This window comes from Streptomyces sp. CBMA29, assembly GCF_014596445.1.
In the GTDB taxonomy this organism is placed as follows: domain Bacteria; phylum Actinomycetota; class Actinomycetes; order Streptomycetales; family Streptomycetaceae; genus Actinacidiphila.
In genome coordinates, this window is sequence record NZ_MECL01000204.1 from 1 (window position 1) to 16,899 (window position 16,899).

Consider the following 16,899-nt stretch of genomic DNA (forward strand, 5'->3'; position numbering starts at 1 on the left):
GGTAGCTGATGCGTAGACCGATGAGGACTCGGACCGGCTTGACCCGACCTACGAAGGTCGCGGGGGCGTCTATCGCTGCTGTCACCTGCGGAAACTTAGCCGGTATACATCCCAGATACAAGCGCGGCTCCTTCTACCCCTTCGCCCCACTGCCCGGCGAGAAGCGGGACAACGCGCTGGAACTCCAGGTCAGAGCCCTGGTCACCAATGACCTCCGGCTGGAGGACGACCTGTCGCGCTGGTTCCCCGTCTGGGGCGCGCCGGGCCTGTGACCGCTCCGTACGCCCGATTTGCGGCGCGCCCGTCCTACGCTGGGTGCTACCCGAACCCTCTGGAAGGCACACACGCATGACGTCTTACGACCCCGCCGCGGTGAAGGTCAGCCCCGAGAAGTGGGTGGCCGACCAGGCCCGCCTCTACGAGGAGTCCAACGGCACCGAGGGCAACGACCTCAACGGCTCGCCCTGCCTGCTCCTCGACTACCAGGGCCGTCGCAGCGGCGCGTGGCTGCGCACCGTACTGATCTACGGCCGGGACGGCGACGACTACCTGATCGTCGCCTCCAAGGGCGGCGCCCCCGAGCACCCCCTGTGGTACCTGAGCGTCCGCGACCACCCCGAGGTCCACCTGCGGGTGCTCGGCGAGCGCTTCGCCGCCCGCGCCGAGACGCTGTCGCCGCAGGACAAGGCCCGGGTGTGGCCGCACCTGCTCGATGTGTACGCGCCGTACGCCGACTACCAGAAGAAGACCGACCGCGACATTCCCGTGGTGCGGCTCCGCCGGATCTGACGACATGTCGTTCTGACGTTCTGATGGTCTGACGATCCGACGACGGGTAAGGGGCGACCACCTGGGTGGTCGCCCCTTACCCGTGCCGTCCGAAGGCTCGGATCACTGAGCCGCCCTGCGCCGCCCGACGGCGAAGCTCAGGCCCGCAAGCACCAGTTCAAGGCCGAACAGGAACACCAGCCCCATCCGGAAGGCGTGCGGGTAGCCGCCGGGTGAGCCGTCGCCGACCGCGCCGTAGAAGATGATGCCGATCAGGGCGATGCCGAGCGCGCCGCCGATCTGCTGGGTGGTGGCCACCACGCCGGAGGCCGAGCCGACGAGCCGGGGCGGGACGGTGGCCAGCGCGTCGTGGGTGAGCGGCGCGATCACCATGCCCATCCCGACGCCGTCCATGATGAGCCCCGGCACCAGCTCCCACAGGCTGCCGGTGGTGCCGGAGCGGTGCGCCGCCTCCCACAGCAGGCCGAGCCCCGCGGCCATCGCCAGCGCTCCGGCCGGGACCGTACGGCCGCCGAGCCTGGCCGCGATACGGTGCGCGTTCGTCGAGGTCAGCAGGTAGCCGCCGCCGATCGCCAGGAAGACCGTGCCGGAGTGCAGGGCGTTCAGGCCGCGGCCCGCCTGGAGGTACAGGGCGAGGATCAGGAAGAACGAGCCCTGCCCGCTCCAGAAGACGAACTGCGCGAGGGAGCCGGGGCCGAAACCGCGCTGCCGGAACAGGTCCGTGTTCAGCACCGGGTCGCCGCCGCGGCGGCCGAGCCGGTCCTGGTGGCGGACGAAGACGGTGACCAGCACGGCGGAGGCGGCCAGGCACAGCCAGGTCCACAGCGGCCAGCCCGCCGCACGCCCCTGGATCAGCGGCAGTACGAGCGCGACGACCGCGGCGGTGGACAGCGCCACGCCGGTGAGGTCCAGCCGGGGCCGCTGCGGCGCCCTCGACTCGGCCAGGGCGCGCGGCGCCAGCGCCAGGGCGAGCAGCCCGACCGGGAGGTTGATCAGGAAGCAGGCCCGCCAGCCGAGGCCGAGCACGTCGGCCTTGATCAGCAGACCGCCGATGAGCTGCCCGAAGACCGCGCCGATGCCCATCGTCAGCCCGTACATGCTGAAGGCGCGGGCCTGCGCCTTGCCGGTGTAGGCGGTCTGGAGGATCGACAGCACCTGCGGGCTCATCAGCGCGGCCGACAGGCCCTGGAGGACCCGCGCGGCCACCAGCGTCCCGGCGGTGGGGGCGAATCCGCACGCCGCCGAGGTGGCGGTGAACAGCGCGAGCCCGACGGTGAACATCCGCCTGCGGCCGAAGACGTCACCGAGCCGCCCCGCCGTGATCAGCCCGGTGGCCACGGCCAGGCCGAAGCCCGCGACCACCCACTGGATCGACGCGGTGCCCGCGTGCAGGTCGCTCTGGACGGAGGGGATCGCCACATTCACGATGAAGATGTCGAGCGCGATCATGAAGGTCGCGGCCAGCAGGAGCAGCAGGCCGAGGTCTGGCCGCTTGCTGACCGGCGAGCCGTCGCGGCTCGCGGGCGGGGACGTGGCGGTGGTGGCCGAGGCCATGACGGAACTCCTGTCGCAGGGGGACGGATGTCCGGGGCGGTGACGGGGCACGGGTGCGGCTCGGTGGTGACGGGATGCGGGGTTACGGGGCACGGGGTACGGGGTACGGGTAGGGGCCCTGCGCGGGCCGCACCCGTACCCGTGGCGGGGTGCTCAGGCGCCGGCCGGGACCTTGTCGAGGAACCCCTGGACGCTGTGCACCAGCCCGTCCTCGCCGATCGCGGCCACGTCGAAGCCGACCACCAGCGACTCGCCGCCTGCCGGGCCCAGCTCCCAGGTGAAGCGGGCGATGTGGTGGTGTGCGTCGACCGGGCCCAGGGCGAAGACGAAGCCGGGGAACTGCGCCTGCACGGCGCTGACCACCGCGTCGAAGGCGTCCCGCCCGGTGACGTCGGCCAGGGGGTCGGTGTAGCGGCCGTCGGCCGCGAAGACCTCATCGATCAGGCGGCGCCGGGCGGCCGGGTCGGTCTCGTTCCAGACGGCGAGGTAGCGCTGGACCAGGTACAGGGTGTCGCTCATGGCTGGTGTCTCCCTACGTTGTCCGGCGCCGGGTGGCGCCGTGTTCTCGCAGGTCAAGACGGTACGGACGGGACCGCGTCCGCGAATCAGTCATCGTTGGGTACTTGCGCGGCCGGTTGTACGTCACGACCGGTCGCCCTGACGTACCCGCCGTGCGGGCCGGGGTCCGAACCGGCCTCTCGCGGCGGTCCCGTACGGCTCCGGCCGGTCCCGTGGAGACCTTGAGCGCCGTCCTTGAGCACCGTCCCTGAGCACCGTTCGCCGGAGCAGCCCGCACGATCGCCCCCGGTGCGCGGTCCGCGTCGGCGGGGCCGCGCACCGGGGAGGGATCACCTCGTGGCGTCGAGCCGGACCTTCAGCGCGTCCAGCGTGTCCGCGATGCGCGGGGAGCCGCAGTGCCGGGACAGCCGGGCCGCCTCGCGGCCCAGCGTGCGCGCGCCCTCCAGGTCACCGGTCAGGGCGCGGGCGGTGGCGGCGCGCGCCGAGTACAGGCAGCGGTCGCGTACGTACGAGGCGTCCTGCATCGCCAGCGCCTGCTCCAGCAGGGGCCTGGCCTCGTGCGCGTGGCCCAGGTCGAGCAGCGACTGACCGGTCTGCGCGGCCAGTTCGGCCGCGTCGAACCAGTAGAGCCACGACGGACCCGACTCCCGCTCCGCCAGGTCCAGTTGGCGTTCCGACTCGGAGACCGCGCGCCGTGAGGCGCCGTCGGCGCCGACCGCGGCGTGCGCCCGGCTCAGCCTGCTGGCGGCCAGCGCCCGAACGGCCGGGGGAGTGCCGCCCGCCGCCCGTACCCCCGCCTCCGCCGCGGCCACCGCGTCCCGCGGCTGACCCGCGATCACCGCGTGCAGCGCGAGGCCGCCCCACAGCGCGACGGCCAGCGAGCGGTCGCCCGCGCTGTGCGCGAGCCGCAGCCCGGTCAGATAGTGCCGCTGCGCCGCCCCGAGCCGGCCGGTGTCGGTGGCCGCCCAGCCGCCGAGCTGGGCTAGGTCGGCGGCGACCCGCAACAGCCGTGTCCCGTGCGTCCGTTCGTGCTGTCCCCGGTGCAACAGCCCGCGCACCATGCGCAGATCGGCCTCGACCCGGTGCCGCACGGCCGCGCCGCCGAGCCGGTCGTCCAGCTTGCGCAGCCCCAGCACTCCGGCTTCGAGCCAGTCGATCACCGGGCCGTCCACGACGGCCGCGGCGACCGCTTTGTCGACGGCGTTGTCGCGGTACGCGGCCGCGGCGCTCGCCTGTCGCGGCACGCGTCCCGAGCGGGTGCCGGGTACCGGGTCGTCCCACCGCTCGGCCATGGCGGCCGACGCCGGCCCGCGTCCCGCCGCGGCCGAGGATGAACCCGCCTTCGTATCCACGGCACTTGACGAGCCCATCGAGCCCATCGAGCCCATCGAGTCCGTTGAGCCCAGCGCGCCCGCCGCGCCCGCCGCACCGCCCGCGCCCGCTGAACCGGCAGCGCCCGCCGTGCTTCCCGCGCCCCCGGTGCCCTCCGCGCCCGCCGCGTCCCAGTCCGCGATGGCGTCGAGCAGCGCCTGCTCGTCCGCGATGGGGAAGCCGCGCGGGTCGCTCGCGCCGTTGTCGAGCAGCGCCGTGAGCGCGGTGAAACTGCCCTCGACCGTCCACGGCAGCCCGTCCGGCATGCCGCCGTGCGCCGGGAGCCAGCGCGGCCAGGGCCGCAACTCCAGTTCCCTGGAAGGGATTCCGAGCGCGCGGGCCAGCGCGCGCTGGCTGTCGGCCTCCGGCACGACCCCCCAGTGCTCCCAGCGCCAGACCTTCTCCCGGCGGGCCGCCATCGGCACCCCGAGGATCCGCGCGTTGTCGGCTATGACCCGTGCCAGGTCCTGGTAGCTCCACCCGTGTCTTCGCCGTACATAGGCGAGCGGGTGGGTGGAGGCTGCCGCACTCTGTCGTTCCCCCGCGTCCGCACCGCTCACGCTCCCGCCGTCCATGTCACCTGGTCCCCCACCGCGCGATGCCGACACACCTTGATCGGCCTCTCGAATATCAGGTGTCCGGCTGATCGCGCAGCCGAACCAGCGCATCCATCCCGATCCGTGTCCCAAACCCCCGTCACCCTACGGGACTACAGCGAGACAACAGGTCCGGGCTTGATGCCACCCCGTGCCGACCGGTTGGCTGTGCGTGATCACATGACGTTACGCACGCCGTGGAGGGCTGCCCGCGGATGACCCCACCGCCGCCACCCTTCCGCTTCTCGCGTGGCAAGGACGACGTGGCTTTTGACCCGGCTCTCGGTGACGAGGAGCTGGTCGCGGCTCGTGCTGCCCTGGCCCACGGCCGCTGGGCGGAGACCCGTGACCTGCTGAGCCGTACCGGGGACAACTGGGACCGCCGAGGGCATCGGCTGGTCGTCCTCGGCGAGGGCAAGAGCGCCGCCGCCTGGGCGGGCGAGTGGCAACTCACCGAACCCGAGAGCGCGGACGCCGCCGCGCTGGCCGCGTTCGCCGCCGTCTTCCGCGCGGTCGCGGGCAAGCAGAGCGCCGAGTCGGCGCGCGAACTGTGCCTGCGCGCGGCCCGGATGACCCCGCGCGACCCGTCGCCGTGGCTCGCCCTGCTGGTGCTCGCGCGCCGCACCGGCACCGACGACGAGCAGGTGCGGGCCTTCGACCAGGCGCGCGGCCGGCACCGCGCCCACCACCACGCCCATCACCTGATGACGCAGTGCCTGGCGGAGCGTCAGAAGACCGACGGCGAGGACCCGTTCCACGAGGTGTACGAGTTCGCCGAGTGGGCCGCGGACGAGGCGGGCCGCGGATCGCCGCTGGCCGTACTGCCGTTGGTCGCGCTGGTGGAGCGCTACCGGGTGCTCGCGTCGGCCGACGTACTGCCCGACGTCCCCAACGGCCTCCCGTACTGGGTCAGTCCGCGCGCCCGGCAGAGCGTGCGCATGGCCTTCGACTGGTGGCTCGAATGGCAGGGCTACGACCACTCGCGGTTGCTGCTCGACCTGAACTACCTTGCGTACGGCAAATTCCACGCGGGCGACACGGTGGAAGCCGCCGCACTGTTCAACCGGATCGGGTCGGAGGCGACACGCACCCCGTGGTCGTATCCGGACCGCGACCCGAAGAAGGCGTTCCGCACGGCGCGCAACTACGCGCTCGGCTTCGGTTCCGCCTAGGCCCCCACGGTCGTACTCACCCAGCAGGAAACGCAGTTGGAACCACGCACGAAGAACCATGCTCGAAGACCGATCCCGTAAGACCCGAACCACGGACCACCGGAAGGACACCGCAGCATGCTGACGGGCAGTACAAGCGAGATCAGCACGTTCAAGGGCGAGCAACGCGCACTGCGCGCGGACCGGATCGGCGCACCGGCCCTCCTGCTCTCGGTCCTCGCCGCGACCGCGCCCCTGATGGTGGTGGCCGGGGTGGTGCCGACCACCTTCGCCACCATGGGCGTCGTCGGGGTGCCGCTGCTGTTCGTCATCGTCGGCCTCGTGCTGATCCTCTTCAGCTTCGGCTACGCCGAGATGAGCCGCCATGTGCACAACGCGGGCGCGCTGTACGCGTACATCTCCAGGGGCCTGGGCGGCACCATGGGCGCCTGCGCCTCGTACGTCGCCCTGTTCGCGTACAGCATCATGCAGGTCGGTCTCTACGGGATCTTCGGCTACGAGATCTCCAGCCAGATCGCCCAGCACTGGAACCACAACGTGGCCTGGTGGATCCCGGCGCTCGGCGGAGTCGCGATCACCGCGATCTTCGGCGCGCTGAAGATCGACCTGAACGCGAAGACGCTCGGTGTGCTGCTGCTGGTCGAGACGCTGCTGACCATCGTCTTCGACATCAGCTTCCTGTCCGACCCCGGCCCGCAGGGTGTCTCGGTGCACGCCTTCGACCCCGGCACGCTCAGCGGCGCGGGTCTGGGCACCGCCCTGTGCTTCACCATCGCCGGCTTCGTCGGCTTCGAACAGGCCCCGGTCTACGCCGAGGAGACCAGCGACGCCCAACGCGTCGTGTCCAAGGTGATGTTCATCGCGATCGGCTTCGCCACCCTCTTCTTCGCCTTCAGCGCCTGGGCGATCACCGTCGGCACCGGCCCCGACCACGTCGTGGCCGCCGCTCAGGAGCAGGGCCCGAACCTGATCTTCTCGCTGAACCAGGCCCGGCTGGGCACCGCGTTCACCGACACCCTGAACATCTTCTTCATCACCGGCATCTTCGCCTCGATGCTGAGCTTCCACAACGTGGTCGCCCGCTACGCGTTCGCGATGGGCCGCGACGGTCTGCTGCCCTCGGCGGTGGGCCGCACCTCGAAGTCCAGCGGCGCCCCCGCCGTCGGCTCCTTCCTCCAGTCGATCGTCGCGCTGGCCGTCGTCGTGGCCTTCGCCGCCACCGACAACGGGAAGTTCGACCCGAAGTTCGGCCCGGACCCGACGGCTCCCGTGCTGCGCATGTTCACTTGGGCGGGCAACGTCGGCGCGCTCGGCATCGTGCTGCTGATGGCCACCGCGGCCATCGCCGTCATCGCCTTCTTCGTCAAGCGCGGCGCCGCCGGTGTGCAGGCATGGCGGCTGGTCACCTCGGCCGTCGCCGCTCTCGGACTGCTGACCATCGCCGTCTACTCGGTGAAGGACTTCTCGGTGCTGCTCGGCGCCAACCCCGGCCACGGGCTGCGCTGGCTGCTGCCCGGCATCATCGCTCTGGCCGCCGCCATCGGACTGGTCTACGGTCTGATACTGCGCGCCAAGCGGCCCGAGGTGCATGCCAGGATCGGCCAGGGCAACGAGGCGTTCCAACTGGAGAAGGCCGCCGCGCAAGCGTCCTCCTGACCATCTCGCCAGGTCTCACCGCGACGGCCCGCCACACCCCACAGGGTGCGGCGGGCCGCCCGTTTTTTCCGGAGCCATGTCCCGAACTCCCCTTCCCCGCACCGTTCCTGTTTTGCCGTCAGGAGGCCCCATGACCGCGTCGGCCGCCACCACCACTCCGCATCCGCTCGACCCGCTGACCGCCGACGAGATCGACACGGCCCGCGCCGTACTGGAGGCGGAGGGCCTGGTGTCCGACGCCACCCGCTTCCCGCTCGTCCTGCCCGACGAGCCCGACCGGCACGCCGCGCTCGCCCACCGCGACGGCGACGCCTTCACCCGCCGGGTACGTGTCACGCTGCTCGACTCCGCCACCGGCCGCGCCGCCGAGGCCCTGGTCGACGTCACCTCGCGCCTGCTGCTCGCCCACCGTGACCTGGACCCGGCCACCGACGGCCAACCGCCGCTGCTGTTCGAGGAGTACGAGACCTGCGACGAGATCGTCAAGGCCGACCCCGCCTGGCGCGCGGCGATGGCCGAGCGCGGCGTCACCGACACCTCGCTGGTGATCGCGGCGCCGCTCGCCGCGGGCAACTTCGGCATCGCCTCCGAGACCGGCCGCCGCATGCTGCGCTCGCTGACCTTCCTGCGCTGCGACGAGAGCGACAACCCGTTCGCCCACCCGGTCGGCGGCCTGGTCGCCGAGGTCGACCTGATCGAGCGGCGCGTCGTACGCCTCATCGACACCGGCGCCGTCCCCACGCCCGCCCAATGCGGGCGCTACGAGGCCGAGTTCAACAGACCGGCCCGCACCGACCTGCGCCCGCTGGAGATCGGCCAGCCGGAGGGACCGTCCTTCACGCTCGAAGGCCCCGTGCTGAGCTGGCAGAACTGGCGGCTGCGGCTGGACTTCAACGCCCGTGAGGGCTTGGTGCTGCACCGGATCACCCACCGCGACGGCGACCGCGACCGGCTCGTCCTGCACCGCGCCTCGATCGCCGAGATGGCCGTGCCGTACGCGGAGCCCGACGCGGCCCGCAACTGGGTCTGCTACCTGGACGCGGGCGAGTACCTGCTCGGCCGCAACGCCAACGCGCTGCGCCTGGGCTGCGACTGCCTCGGCGAGATCGCGTACGTGGACGCCGTGCTGGCCGACGACCTCGGCCGCCCCGAGACGCTGAGCAACGCGATCTGCGTCCACGAGGAGGACGCCGGGCTGCTGTGGAAGCACACCAACATCTTCGACAACTTCGCGGTGGACAGCCGCCGTTCGCGCCGCCTGGTGATCTCCTACATCGCCACCCTCGGCAACTACGACTACGGCTTCTACTGGTATCTCCACCAGGACGGCACGATCGCCTTCGAGGCCAAGGCCACCGGGCTCGTGCAGACGTCGGCCGCCGTGCCGGGTCAGGGCTCGCCGCACGCCACCGAGATCGCGCCGGGGCTGCTCGCGCCGTACCACCAGCATCTGTTCTGCGCCCGGCTCGACGTGGCGGTGGACGGCCCAGCCAACACGGTCGAGGAAGTGGACGTCGTACGGCTGCCGATGGGCCCTGGCAACCCGAACGGCAACGCCTTCACCACGCGCGCCACCGCGGTGGCCGACAGCGGTGACGCGGGCCGGGTCGCCGACCCGGCGGTCGGGCGGCGCTGGCGGATCAGCAACCCCGGCTCGCTCAACCGCATGGGACAACCGGTCGCGTACACCCTGCTGCCCGACGCGGGACCGACGCTGCTCGCGCAGCCCGGCTCACCGGTCGCCGAGCGCGTCACGTACGCCACCAAGCACCTGTGGGTGACCCGCTACCGCCCCGAGCGGCACTATCCGGACGGCGACTACCCCAACCAGCACCGGGGCGGGGCCGGCGTCGGGCAGTGGTCGCGGCCGGGCGAGGCGCTGGAGGACACCGACCTCACGCTGTGGCACGCCTTCGGGCCGACGCATCTGCCGCGCCTGGAGGACTGGCCGGTGATGCCGGTGGACACCTGCGGTTTCACGCTGAGACCGACCGGCTTCTTCGACCGCAATCCCACGCTCGACCTGCCCCGGGAGACCGGACGCGGCTCCGGCGGCCACTGCCACCTGTGACGCGGTACGCGACGGCGACCGCCGAAGGCGGGACCGAAGGCGAGCGGACCGGTTGAGCGAACGGACTGGCTGAGCGAGCGCTCAGTCAGCTCTTGCCAAGACTGGAACACGTTCCTAGCATCATTGATGTGACATCAGAATTGTCAAACCGGGGCGCGGCGCCTGACGGCCCGCTGGCGGGCGTCCGCGTCGTCGAACTGGCCGGGATCGGTCCGGGACCGTTCGCCGCGATGCTCCTCGCCGATCTCGGCGCCGATGTCGTACGGGTGGACCGGCCGGGCGGCGCGGGCCTCGGCGTCGCGCCCGAGCACGACCTCACCAACCGCAACAAGCGCTCGGTGCGGGTCGACCTCAAGGCGGACCGGGGACCCGCGACCGTACTCGACCTGGCCGAGCGCGCCGACATCCTCATCGAGGGCTACCGGCCGGGTGTCGCCGAGCGGCTGGGCGTCGGCCCCGACGCGTGCCTGGCCCGCAATCCGCGGCTCGTCTACGGCCGGATGACCGGCTGGGGCCAGCGGGGCCCGCTGGCCGACACCGCGGGACACGACATCGCCTACCTCGCGGTGACCGGCGCGCTCGGCATGACGGGACCGGCCGACGGACCGCCGGTCGCTCCCGCCAATCTCCTCGGCGACTACGCGGGCGGCTCCCTCTACCTGGTCACCGGCGTCCTCGCCGCCCTCCACCACGCCCGCGCGCACGGCGAGGGACAGGTCGTGGACGCCGCGATCGTCGACGGCGTCGCGCACCTCACCACGATGATCCACGCCATCCTCGCCACCGGCCGCTGGCAGGACAGGCGCGGCGCCAACCTCCTGGACGGCGGCACCCCCTTCTACGGCGTCTACGAGACCTCCGACGGCCGGTACATGGCGGTCGGCGCTCTGGAACAGCGCTTCTACGACGAATTCGTCCGGCTGCTGGACCTGGCGCCGCGGGACGCGGCCCTGCGCACGGAACCCGGCCGCTGGCACGACCTGCGCGCCGCCCTCGCGGCCCGCTTCCGTACCCGTACCCGCGAGGAGTGGACACGCGTCTTCGACGGGACGGACGCGTGCGTGGCGCCCGTACTCTCGTTGGGTGAGGCCCCGCATCACCCGCATCTGGCCGCCCGCGGCACCTTCACCGAGGCGGCCGGGACCGTGCAGCCCGCGCCCGCGCCGCGCCTGTCCGCGACACCGGGCACCCTGCGCCGACCGCCCGCGCTGCCCGGCGCGCACACCGCGGAGGTCGCCCGCGACTGGGACACCCCCGCGCTGCTGGACTGAGACCGTACGGCCCCCGGGCGGCACCTACCGACCGCTCCCCAGGACCAGGACCCTCCCGCCCCACCCTCCAGAAAGGCACGACGTTGAGCACCGAGGCTTACGTCTACGACGCCGTACGCACCCCGCGCGGTCGCGGAAAGGCGAACGGATCCCTGCACGGCACCAAGCCGATCGACCTCGTCGTCGGCCTCATCCACGAACTGCGACGCCGCTTCCCGACTCTCGATCCGGCGGCCATCGACGACATCGTGCTCGGCGTCGTCAGCCCGATCGGCGACCAGGGCTCGGACATCGCGCGGATCGCGGCCATCGCCGCGGGCCTGCCCGACACCGTCGCGGGCGTCCAGGAGAACCGCTTCTGCGCCTCCGGGCTCGAAGCGGTCAACCTGGCGGCGGCCAAGGTGCGTTCCGGCTGGGAGGACCTGATCCTCGCGGGCGGCGTCGAGTCCATGTCGCGCGTCGCGATGGGTTCGGACGGCGGTGCCTGGGCCATGGACCCCATGACCTCGTACGAGACCGGCTTCGTGCCGCAGGGCGTCGGCGCCGACCTGATCGCCACCCTCGGCGGCTGGACCAGGCACGACGTGGACTCCTTCGCCGCGCTGTCCCAGGAACGCGCAGCGGAGGCGTGGAAGCAGGGCCACTTCGCCCGTTCGGTCGTGCCCGTGCTCGACCGCAACGGCCTCACCGTCCTGGACCACGACGAGTTCATCCGCCCCGGCACCACCCCCGAGACGCTCGCCAAGCTCAAGCCGTCCTTCGCCGACATCGGCGACCTGGGCGGCTTCGACGCCGTCGCGCTCCAGAAGTACCACTGGGTCGAGGCCATCGACCACGTCCACCACGCGGGCAACTCCTCCGGCATCGTGGACGGCGCCGCGCTCGTCGCCATCGGCAACCGCGAGATCGGCGAGCGCTACGGCCTCACCCCCCGCGCCCGGATCGTCTCGGCCGCCGTCTCCGGCTCCGAGCCGACCATCATGCTGACCGGCCCCGCCCCCGCCTCCCGCAAGGCCCTGGCCAAGGCCGGGCTGACCATCGACGACATCGACCTGATCGAGATGAACGAGGCGTTCGCCGCCGTCGTGCTGCGCTTCGCCTCCGACATGGGCGTCAGCATTGACAAGGTCAACGTCAACGGCGGTGCCATCGCGCTCGGCCACCCGCTCGGCGCGACCGGCGCGATGATCCTCGGCACCCTCATCGACGAACTGGAGCGCCGCGACCAGCGGTACGGGCTCGCCACCCTCTGCGTCGGCGGCGGCATGGGCGTCGCCACCGTCGTCGAACGTCTCTGACCCTGCCCTCCCACGCGCCCCCTCACGGATCCAACGGAGCCCGAAGACCATGAGCGAGTCCACCACCATCCGCTGGGAGCAGGACACCGACGGCATCGTCACCCTGGTCCTGGACGACCCCGCGCAGTCCGCGAACACCATGAACGCGGCCTTCGCCGATTCCCTCGACGCCACCCTCGACCGCCTCGAAGCCGAACTCGACGGCGTACGCGGCATCATCGTCACCTCCGCGAAGAAGACCTTCTTCGCGGGCGGCGACCTGCGCGACCTGATCCGCGCCACCCCGGAGAACGCGGCCGACGTGCTCGCCGGATCGCTGCGGATCAAGCGCCGCCTGCGCCGTCTGGAAACCCTCGGCAAGCCGGTCGTCGCGGCCATCAACGGAGCGGCGCTCGGCGGCGGTTACGAGATCGCGCTGGCCTGCCACCACCGCATCGCGCTCGACACGCCCGGCACCAAGATCGGCCTGCCCGAGGTGACGCTCGGCCTGCTGCCCGGCGGCGGCGGAGTCGTCCGCACCGTCCGGCTGCTCGGCATCGCGGACGCACTGCTGAAGGTCCTGCTCCAGGGCCGGCAGTACGCGCCGCAGCGCGCTCTCGAGGCCGGTCTCATCCACGAGGTCGCCACCGACCGGGACGCCATGCTGGCGAGCGCGCGGGCGTACGTCCTGACGCACCCCGACGCCCGGCAGCCCTGGGACACCCCCGGCTACAAGATCCCCGGCGGCACCCCGAAGAGCCCCGCCTTCGCGGCGAATCTGCCGGCCTTCCCCGCGAATCTGCGCAAGCAGCTCGCGGGCGCGCCCTACCCGGCGCCGTTGGCGATCCTGTCCGCCGCCGTCGAGGGCTCGCAGGTCGACATCGACACCGCCACCCTCATCGAGGCCCGCTACTTCACCGAGCTGGCCTGCGGCCGGACCTCGAAGAACATGATCCAGGCGTTCTTCTTCGACATGCAGGCCGTCAACTCCGGTGCCAGCCGCCCCGAGGGCGTGCCGGTCCGGCCGGTCACCAAGGTCGCCGTCCTCGGCGCGGGCATGATGGGCGCGGGCATCGCGTACTCCTGCGCGCGCGCCGGGATCGACGTCGTCCTCAAGGACGTCACCGCGGAGGCCGCCGAGCGCGGCAAGGCGTATTCGGTGACGCTGCTCGACAAGGCGCTGGCCAAGGGCCGCACCACCCCGCGGAAGCGGGACGCGCTGCTCGCCCGGATCACCCCGACCGCCGATCCGGCGGACCTGGCGGGCTGTGACGCCGTCATCGAGGCGGTCTTCGAGGACGCCACGCTCAAGCACAAGGTCTTCCAGGAGATCGAGCACATCGTGGCGCCCGACGCGCTGCTCTGCTCCAACACCTCCACGCTGCCCATCTCGGCGCTCGCCGAAGGCGTGCGGCGGCAGGACGACTTCATCGGCCTGCACTTCTTCTCGCCGGTCGACAAGATGCCGCTGGTGGAGATCATCAGGGGCGAGGGGACCGGCGACGAGGCGCTGGCCCGCGCCTTCGACCTGGTGCGGCAGATCCGCAAGACGCCGATCGTCGTCAACGACTCACGCGGCTTCTTCACCTCCCGCGTCATCGGCCACTTCATCAACGAGGGCGTCGCCATGGTCGGCGAGGGCGTCGCGGCGGCCTCCGTCGAACAGGCCGCGGCCCAGGCGGGCTACCCGGCCAAGGTGCTGTCGCTCCTCGACGAGCTGACGCTCACCCTGCCGCGCAAGATCCGCCGCGAGACGCGTACCGCGATCGAGGCGGAGGGCGGTCAGTGGCAGGAGCACCCGGCCGAGCGGGTCATCGACCGCATGGTGGACGAGTTCGAGCGGACCGGACGCAGCGGCGGCGCGGGCTTCTACGACTACGCCGACGGCCGCCGTACCCGGCTGTGGCCCGGTCTTGCGGAGCATTTCGGTAAACCCGGCATCGAGATCCCGATGCGCGACATGCAGGAGCGGATGCTCTTCGCGGAGTCCCTGGACACGGTCCGGCTGCTCGAAGAAGGGGTCCTCACCTCGGTCGCCGACGCCAACATCGGCTCCGTCCTCGGCATCGGCTTCCCCGCCTGGACCGGCGGCGTCCTTCAGTACATCAACGGCTACGAGGGCGGCGTCGCGGGCTTCACCGCCCGCGCCCGCGAACTGGCCGCCGCCTATGGCGAGCGTTTCGCACCGCCCGCGCTGCTGGTGGCGAAGGCCGAGAGCGGGGAGACGTTCACGGACGGGCGCTGAGGTCCAAGCGCTCCGGGGCTCCGGGACTACGGGGCTCCGGGGCTCAGGCGCTACGGGGAATGCCGCGGGTTCTGCCCGGGGTCCGGCTTCGGCGGGGGCACCGGCCAGGCCCGCAGCTCCTCCTTCAGCGACCGCTGGAAGGCGGTGACCAGCGCCTGTACGACCAGCGGCTGCATCTGGGCCGACAGCGACCGCATCCGCTCCGGACGGTCCGGCTCCCCCACCTCGTCCAGGAAGATCCGGCCCAGCTCGTGCGCGGCGGCCCGCGCGTGCTCCAGCATCACCTCGCGCGCGGCCAGGATCGTCTCCACGGGGAAGGGCACGTCCAGCAGACGCACCCCCAGGTGCAGGATGCCCGGATCCACCCGGAAGGCGTCGGGGTCGTCGGTGCGCTCCAGCACGTTCATGGCGGCGAGCCGGTCCAGGTCCGCGTCGTCCAGCGGACGCCCCGCGCGGCGTTCGAGCCGCTCCCGGTCGATCTCCTGGCTGCCCTCCGGCAGCCAGGACGCCACCAGGGCGCGGTGGATCGCCAGGTCGTGGGCGCTGATGCCGGCGGGGAGCTGCTGGAGATAACGCTCGATCGCCGCCAGGGTGAGGCCCTGGTGCCGCAACTCCTCGATCAGCGCCAGCCGCGACAGATGCGCGGCGCCGTATCGGCCCACCCGGCGCGGACCGATGTCGGGCGGCGTGAGCAGGCCGCGGGCGCTGTAGAAGCGGACGGTGCGCACCGTCACCCCGGCGCGGGCGGCCAGCTCGTCGATGGTGAGCGGGGTCTGGGGCACCTGGACAGTATCGCTGTCGCACCAGCGCTGTGAAAGTCCTCGCAGGCCGTACGGCGGACGCCTCCGCCCGGCCCCGGGCCTCGTACGCTGGCCCGCGTGCGCCTGTTTCCGCCGCCGCGCGCGGCCCTGCCGATCCTGCTCGCGTGCTCCTTGTCGTGCTGCCTGTCGTGCTCCGGCGGCGGCACGGCGGCCCCCGACCGTACGGGCCCCGCCGCGAGCAGCGCGGGTACGGGCGGCACGGATGTCGGCGCGCCCGGCGTCGGGGACCGGCTCTTCCCCGGGGCGGGGAACGGTGGATACGACGTCACGCACTACGGCCTCGACCTCGCGTACGACCCCGGCTCAGGAAAGCTGCGCGGCACAGCGGTCGTCACCGTCACCGCCACCCAGCCGCTCGCCCGCTTCAACCTCGACCTGTCCGGGTTCACCGTCACCCGCGTCACCGTGGACGGGCGGACCGCCGCCGTGGACCGCGACGGCACCGAGATGAGGGTGCGGCCCGTGACACCGCTGCGCGACGGCGCGCGCTTCGAGACGACCGTGACGTACGAAGGCGTCCCGCCGACCCTCACCGACCCGGACGGCTCGCACGAGGGCTGGTTCCGTACCGACGACGGCGCGCTCGCCCTGGGCGAACCGGTCGGCGCCATGGCCTGGTTCCCTTCGAACAACCACCCCTCGGACAAGGCCGCCTACGACATCACCGTCACCGTCCCCCATGGCCTCACCGCCGTGTCCAACGGCGAACTGGTCGACAGCGAGAGCGCGAGCGGTCGGACCGCTTTCCACTGGCGCAGCAAGGAGCCGATGGCGACCTATCTGGCCACCGTCGCCATCGGGCACTTCGACATCACGCGGTCCCGTACCGGTGGCGGCGTGCCGGTCTACGTCGCGGTCGACCCGCGCTCCGACGATCCGACGACGGCGGCGGCACTGCGCCGTATCCCGGAGATCGTCGACTGGGAGAGCGGGCTGTTCGGGCCCTATCCCTTCTCGTCCGTCGGCGCGATCGTCGACCACCTGCCGAGCGGGCGCGTCGGGTACGCGCTGGAGGCCCAGACGAAGCCGGTCTTCCCCGGCGACGGCGAGCCGGGCGACCCCGCCGTACCGTTGGACACCCTCGTCCACGAACTGTCCCACCAGTGGTTCGGCGACTCCGTCACGCCCGCCGCCTGGCAGGACATGTGGCTCAACGAAGGTTTCGCGACCTACACCGAATGGCTCTGGCAGGAGCACGAGGGCGGGCGCACCGTCGAGCAGAGCGCCGCAGCGGCCCTCGCCGACCCCGCCAACAGCGCCTTCCCGCCCGCCGCGCCGCCCGGCCCCGACCGCATCTCCGACGCCCCCGTCTACGGCGGCGGCGCCCTCGTCCTCTACCAACTCCGCGAAACCCTCGGCCCGACCGTCTTCGCCACCCTCCTGCGCACCTGGCCCGCCGCCCGCCGCCACGGCAACGCCACCACAGCCGACTTCACCGCCTTCTGCCAGCACCTCACCCCCCACAACCTCACCCCCCTGTTCACCGCCTGGCTCCACACCACCCACCACCCGTCGGTGCCGTAGCCCGCCAAAAGTCCAGGGCGCGTTGTCAGTGGT

At 72.2% G+C, this 16,899-nt stretch carries 12 protein-coding genes and 1 pseudogene; 9 read left to right on the top strand and 4 right to left on the bottom strand.

From position 1 onward, the window contains the following. Positions 1 to 116 precede the first annotated feature (116 nt). Together pspAB and BGM09_RS27195 are read left to right on the top strand one after the other, a co-directional pair. Positions 117 to 272 (top strand): annotated as a pseudogene (gene pspAB / locus BGM09_RS27190) (PspA-associated protein PspAB); the annotation flags it as partial. A gap of 76 nt (positions 273 to 348) precedes the next feature. Next, positions 349 to 789, top strand: coding sequence for a nitroreductase family deazaflavin-dependent oxidoreductase (locus BGM09_RS27195; protein WP_188284348.1), 441 nt, complete (start codon positions 349 to 351; stop codon positions 787 to 789). Between the two features lie 102 nt (positions 790 to 891). On the opposite strand, the gene BGM09_RS27200 is transcribed toward BGM09_RS27195, so the two are convergent. The 3 genes from BGM09_RS27200 to BGM09_RS27210 all read right to left on the bottom strand — a co-directional run bounded on the left by BGM09_RS27200 (position 892) and on the right by BGM09_RS27210 (position 4,793). After that, entirely contained in the window at positions 892 to 2,343 is a 1,452-nt protein-coding gene (locus tag BGM09_RS27200; protein ID WP_188284349.1) for an MFS transporter, read from the bottom strand. Between the two features lie 153 nt (positions 2,344 to 2,496). Next, positions 2,497 to 2,862, bottom strand: a complete 366-nt coding sequence (locus BGM09_RS27205; protein WP_188284350.1) for a nuclear transport factor 2 family protein — start codon at positions 2,860 to 2,862, stop codon at positions 2,497 to 2,499. 329 nt (positions 2,863 to 3,191) lie between these two features. Next, on the bottom strand, positions 3,192 to 4,793 hold the full coding sequence (locus tag BGM09_RS27210; protein WP_188284351.1) for a hypothetical protein: 1,602 nt from the start codon (positions 4,791 to 4,793) through the stop codon (positions 3,192 to 3,194). 251 nt (positions 4,794 to 5,044) lie between these two features. Here BGM09_RS27210 and BGM09_RS27215 point away from each other — a divergent pair, with 251 nt between their 5' ends. From BGM09_RS27215 to BGM09_RS27240, 6 genes are all read left to right on the top strand, one after another. Then, positions 5,045 to 6,001, top strand: coding sequence for a hypothetical protein (locus BGM09_RS27215; protein WP_188284352.1), 957 nt, complete (start codon positions 5,045 to 5,047; stop codon positions 5,999 to 6,001). 117 nt (positions 6,002 to 6,118) lie between these two features. Continuing rightward, positions 6,119 to 7,657, top strand: a complete 1,539-nt coding sequence (locus BGM09_RS27220) for an APC family permease (protein WP_188284353.1) — start codon at positions 6,119 to 6,121, stop codon at positions 7,655 to 7,657. 130 nt (positions 7,658 to 7,787) lie between these two features. Next, on the top strand, positions 7,788 to 9,728 hold the full coding sequence (locus tag BGM09_RS27225; protein WP_188284354.1) for a primary-amine oxidase: 1,941 nt from the start codon (positions 7,788 to 7,790) through the stop codon (positions 9,726 to 9,728). Positions 9,729 to 9,856: 128 nt separating this feature from the next. Beyond that, positions 9,857 to 10,999: a CaiB/BaiF CoA-transferase family protein gene (locus tag BGM09_RS27230; RefSeq protein WP_317452913.1), complete on the top strand. Its 1,143-nt coding sequence runs from the start codon at positions 9,857 to 9,859 to the stop codon at positions 10,997 to 10,999. A gap of 83 nt (positions 11,000 to 11,082) precedes the next feature. Further along, a complete protein-coding gene (locus BGM09_RS27235; protein ID WP_188284355.1) occupies positions 11,083 to 12,297 on the top strand; it encodes an acetyl-CoA C-acetyltransferase in 1,215 nt (404 codons plus the stop codon). 49 nt (positions 12,298 to 12,346) lie between these two features. Then, positions 12,347 to 14,521, top strand: a complete 2,175-nt coding sequence (locus tag BGM09_RS27240; protein WP_188284356.1) for a 3-hydroxyacyl-CoA dehydrogenase NAD-binding domain-containing protein — start codon at positions 12,347 to 12,349, stop codon at positions 14,519 to 14,521. 50 nt (positions 14,522 to 14,571) lie between these two features. Here BGM09_RS27240 and BGM09_RS27245 read toward each other — a convergent pair whose 3' ends face one another. Continuing rightward, positions 14,572 to 15,303, bottom strand: a complete 732-nt coding sequence (locus BGM09_RS27245) for a MerR family transcriptional regulator (RefSeq protein WP_188284357.1) — start codon at positions 15,301 to 15,303, stop codon at positions 14,572 to 14,574. A 96-nt stretch (positions 15,304 to 15,399) separates the two neighbouring features. Between BGM09_RS27245 and BGM09_RS27250 the strand changes: the two genes are divergently transcribed. Continuing rightward, the gene (locus tag BGM09_RS27250; protein ID WP_317452914.1) at positions 15,400 to 16,866 is read left to right on the top strand and encodes a M1 family metallopeptidase; all 1,467 of its coding nucleotides are present in this window, start codon (positions 15,400 to 15,402) and stop codon (positions 16,864 to 16,866) included. Positions 16,867 to 16,899 lie beyond the last annotated feature (33 nt).

Excerpts from the sequence above, each read along its gene's own strand:
- BGM09_RS27240 (WP_188284356.1), top strand. The coding sequence starts at position 12,347 with ATGAGCGAGTCCACCACCATCCGCTGGGAGCAGGACACCGACGGCATC.
- BGM09_RS27200 (WP_188284349.1), bottom strand. The coding sequence starts at position 2,343 with ATGGCCTCGGCCACCACCGCCACGTCCCCGCCCGCGAGCCGCGACGGC.
- BGM09_RS27195 (WP_188284348.1), top strand. The coding sequence starts at position 349 with ATGACGTCTTACGACCCCGCCGCGGTGAAGGTCAGCCCCGAGAAGTGG.
- BGM09_RS27225 (WP_188284354.1), top strand. The coding sequence starts at position 7,788 with ATGACCGCGTCGGCCGCCACCACCACTCCGCATCCGCTCGACCCGCTG.
- BGM09_RS27205 (WP_188284350.1), bottom strand. The coding sequence starts at position 2,862 with ATGAGCGACACCCTGTACCTGGTCCAGCGCTACCTCGCCGTCTGGAAC.
- BGM09_RS27220 (WP_188284353.1), top strand. The coding sequence starts at position 6,119 with ATGCTGACGGGCAGTACAAGCGAGATCAGCACGTTCAAGGGCGAGCAA.
- BGM09_RS27215 (WP_188284352.1), top strand. The coding sequence starts at position 5,045 with ATGACCCCACCGCCGCCACCCTTCCGCTTCTCGCGTGGCAAGGACGAC.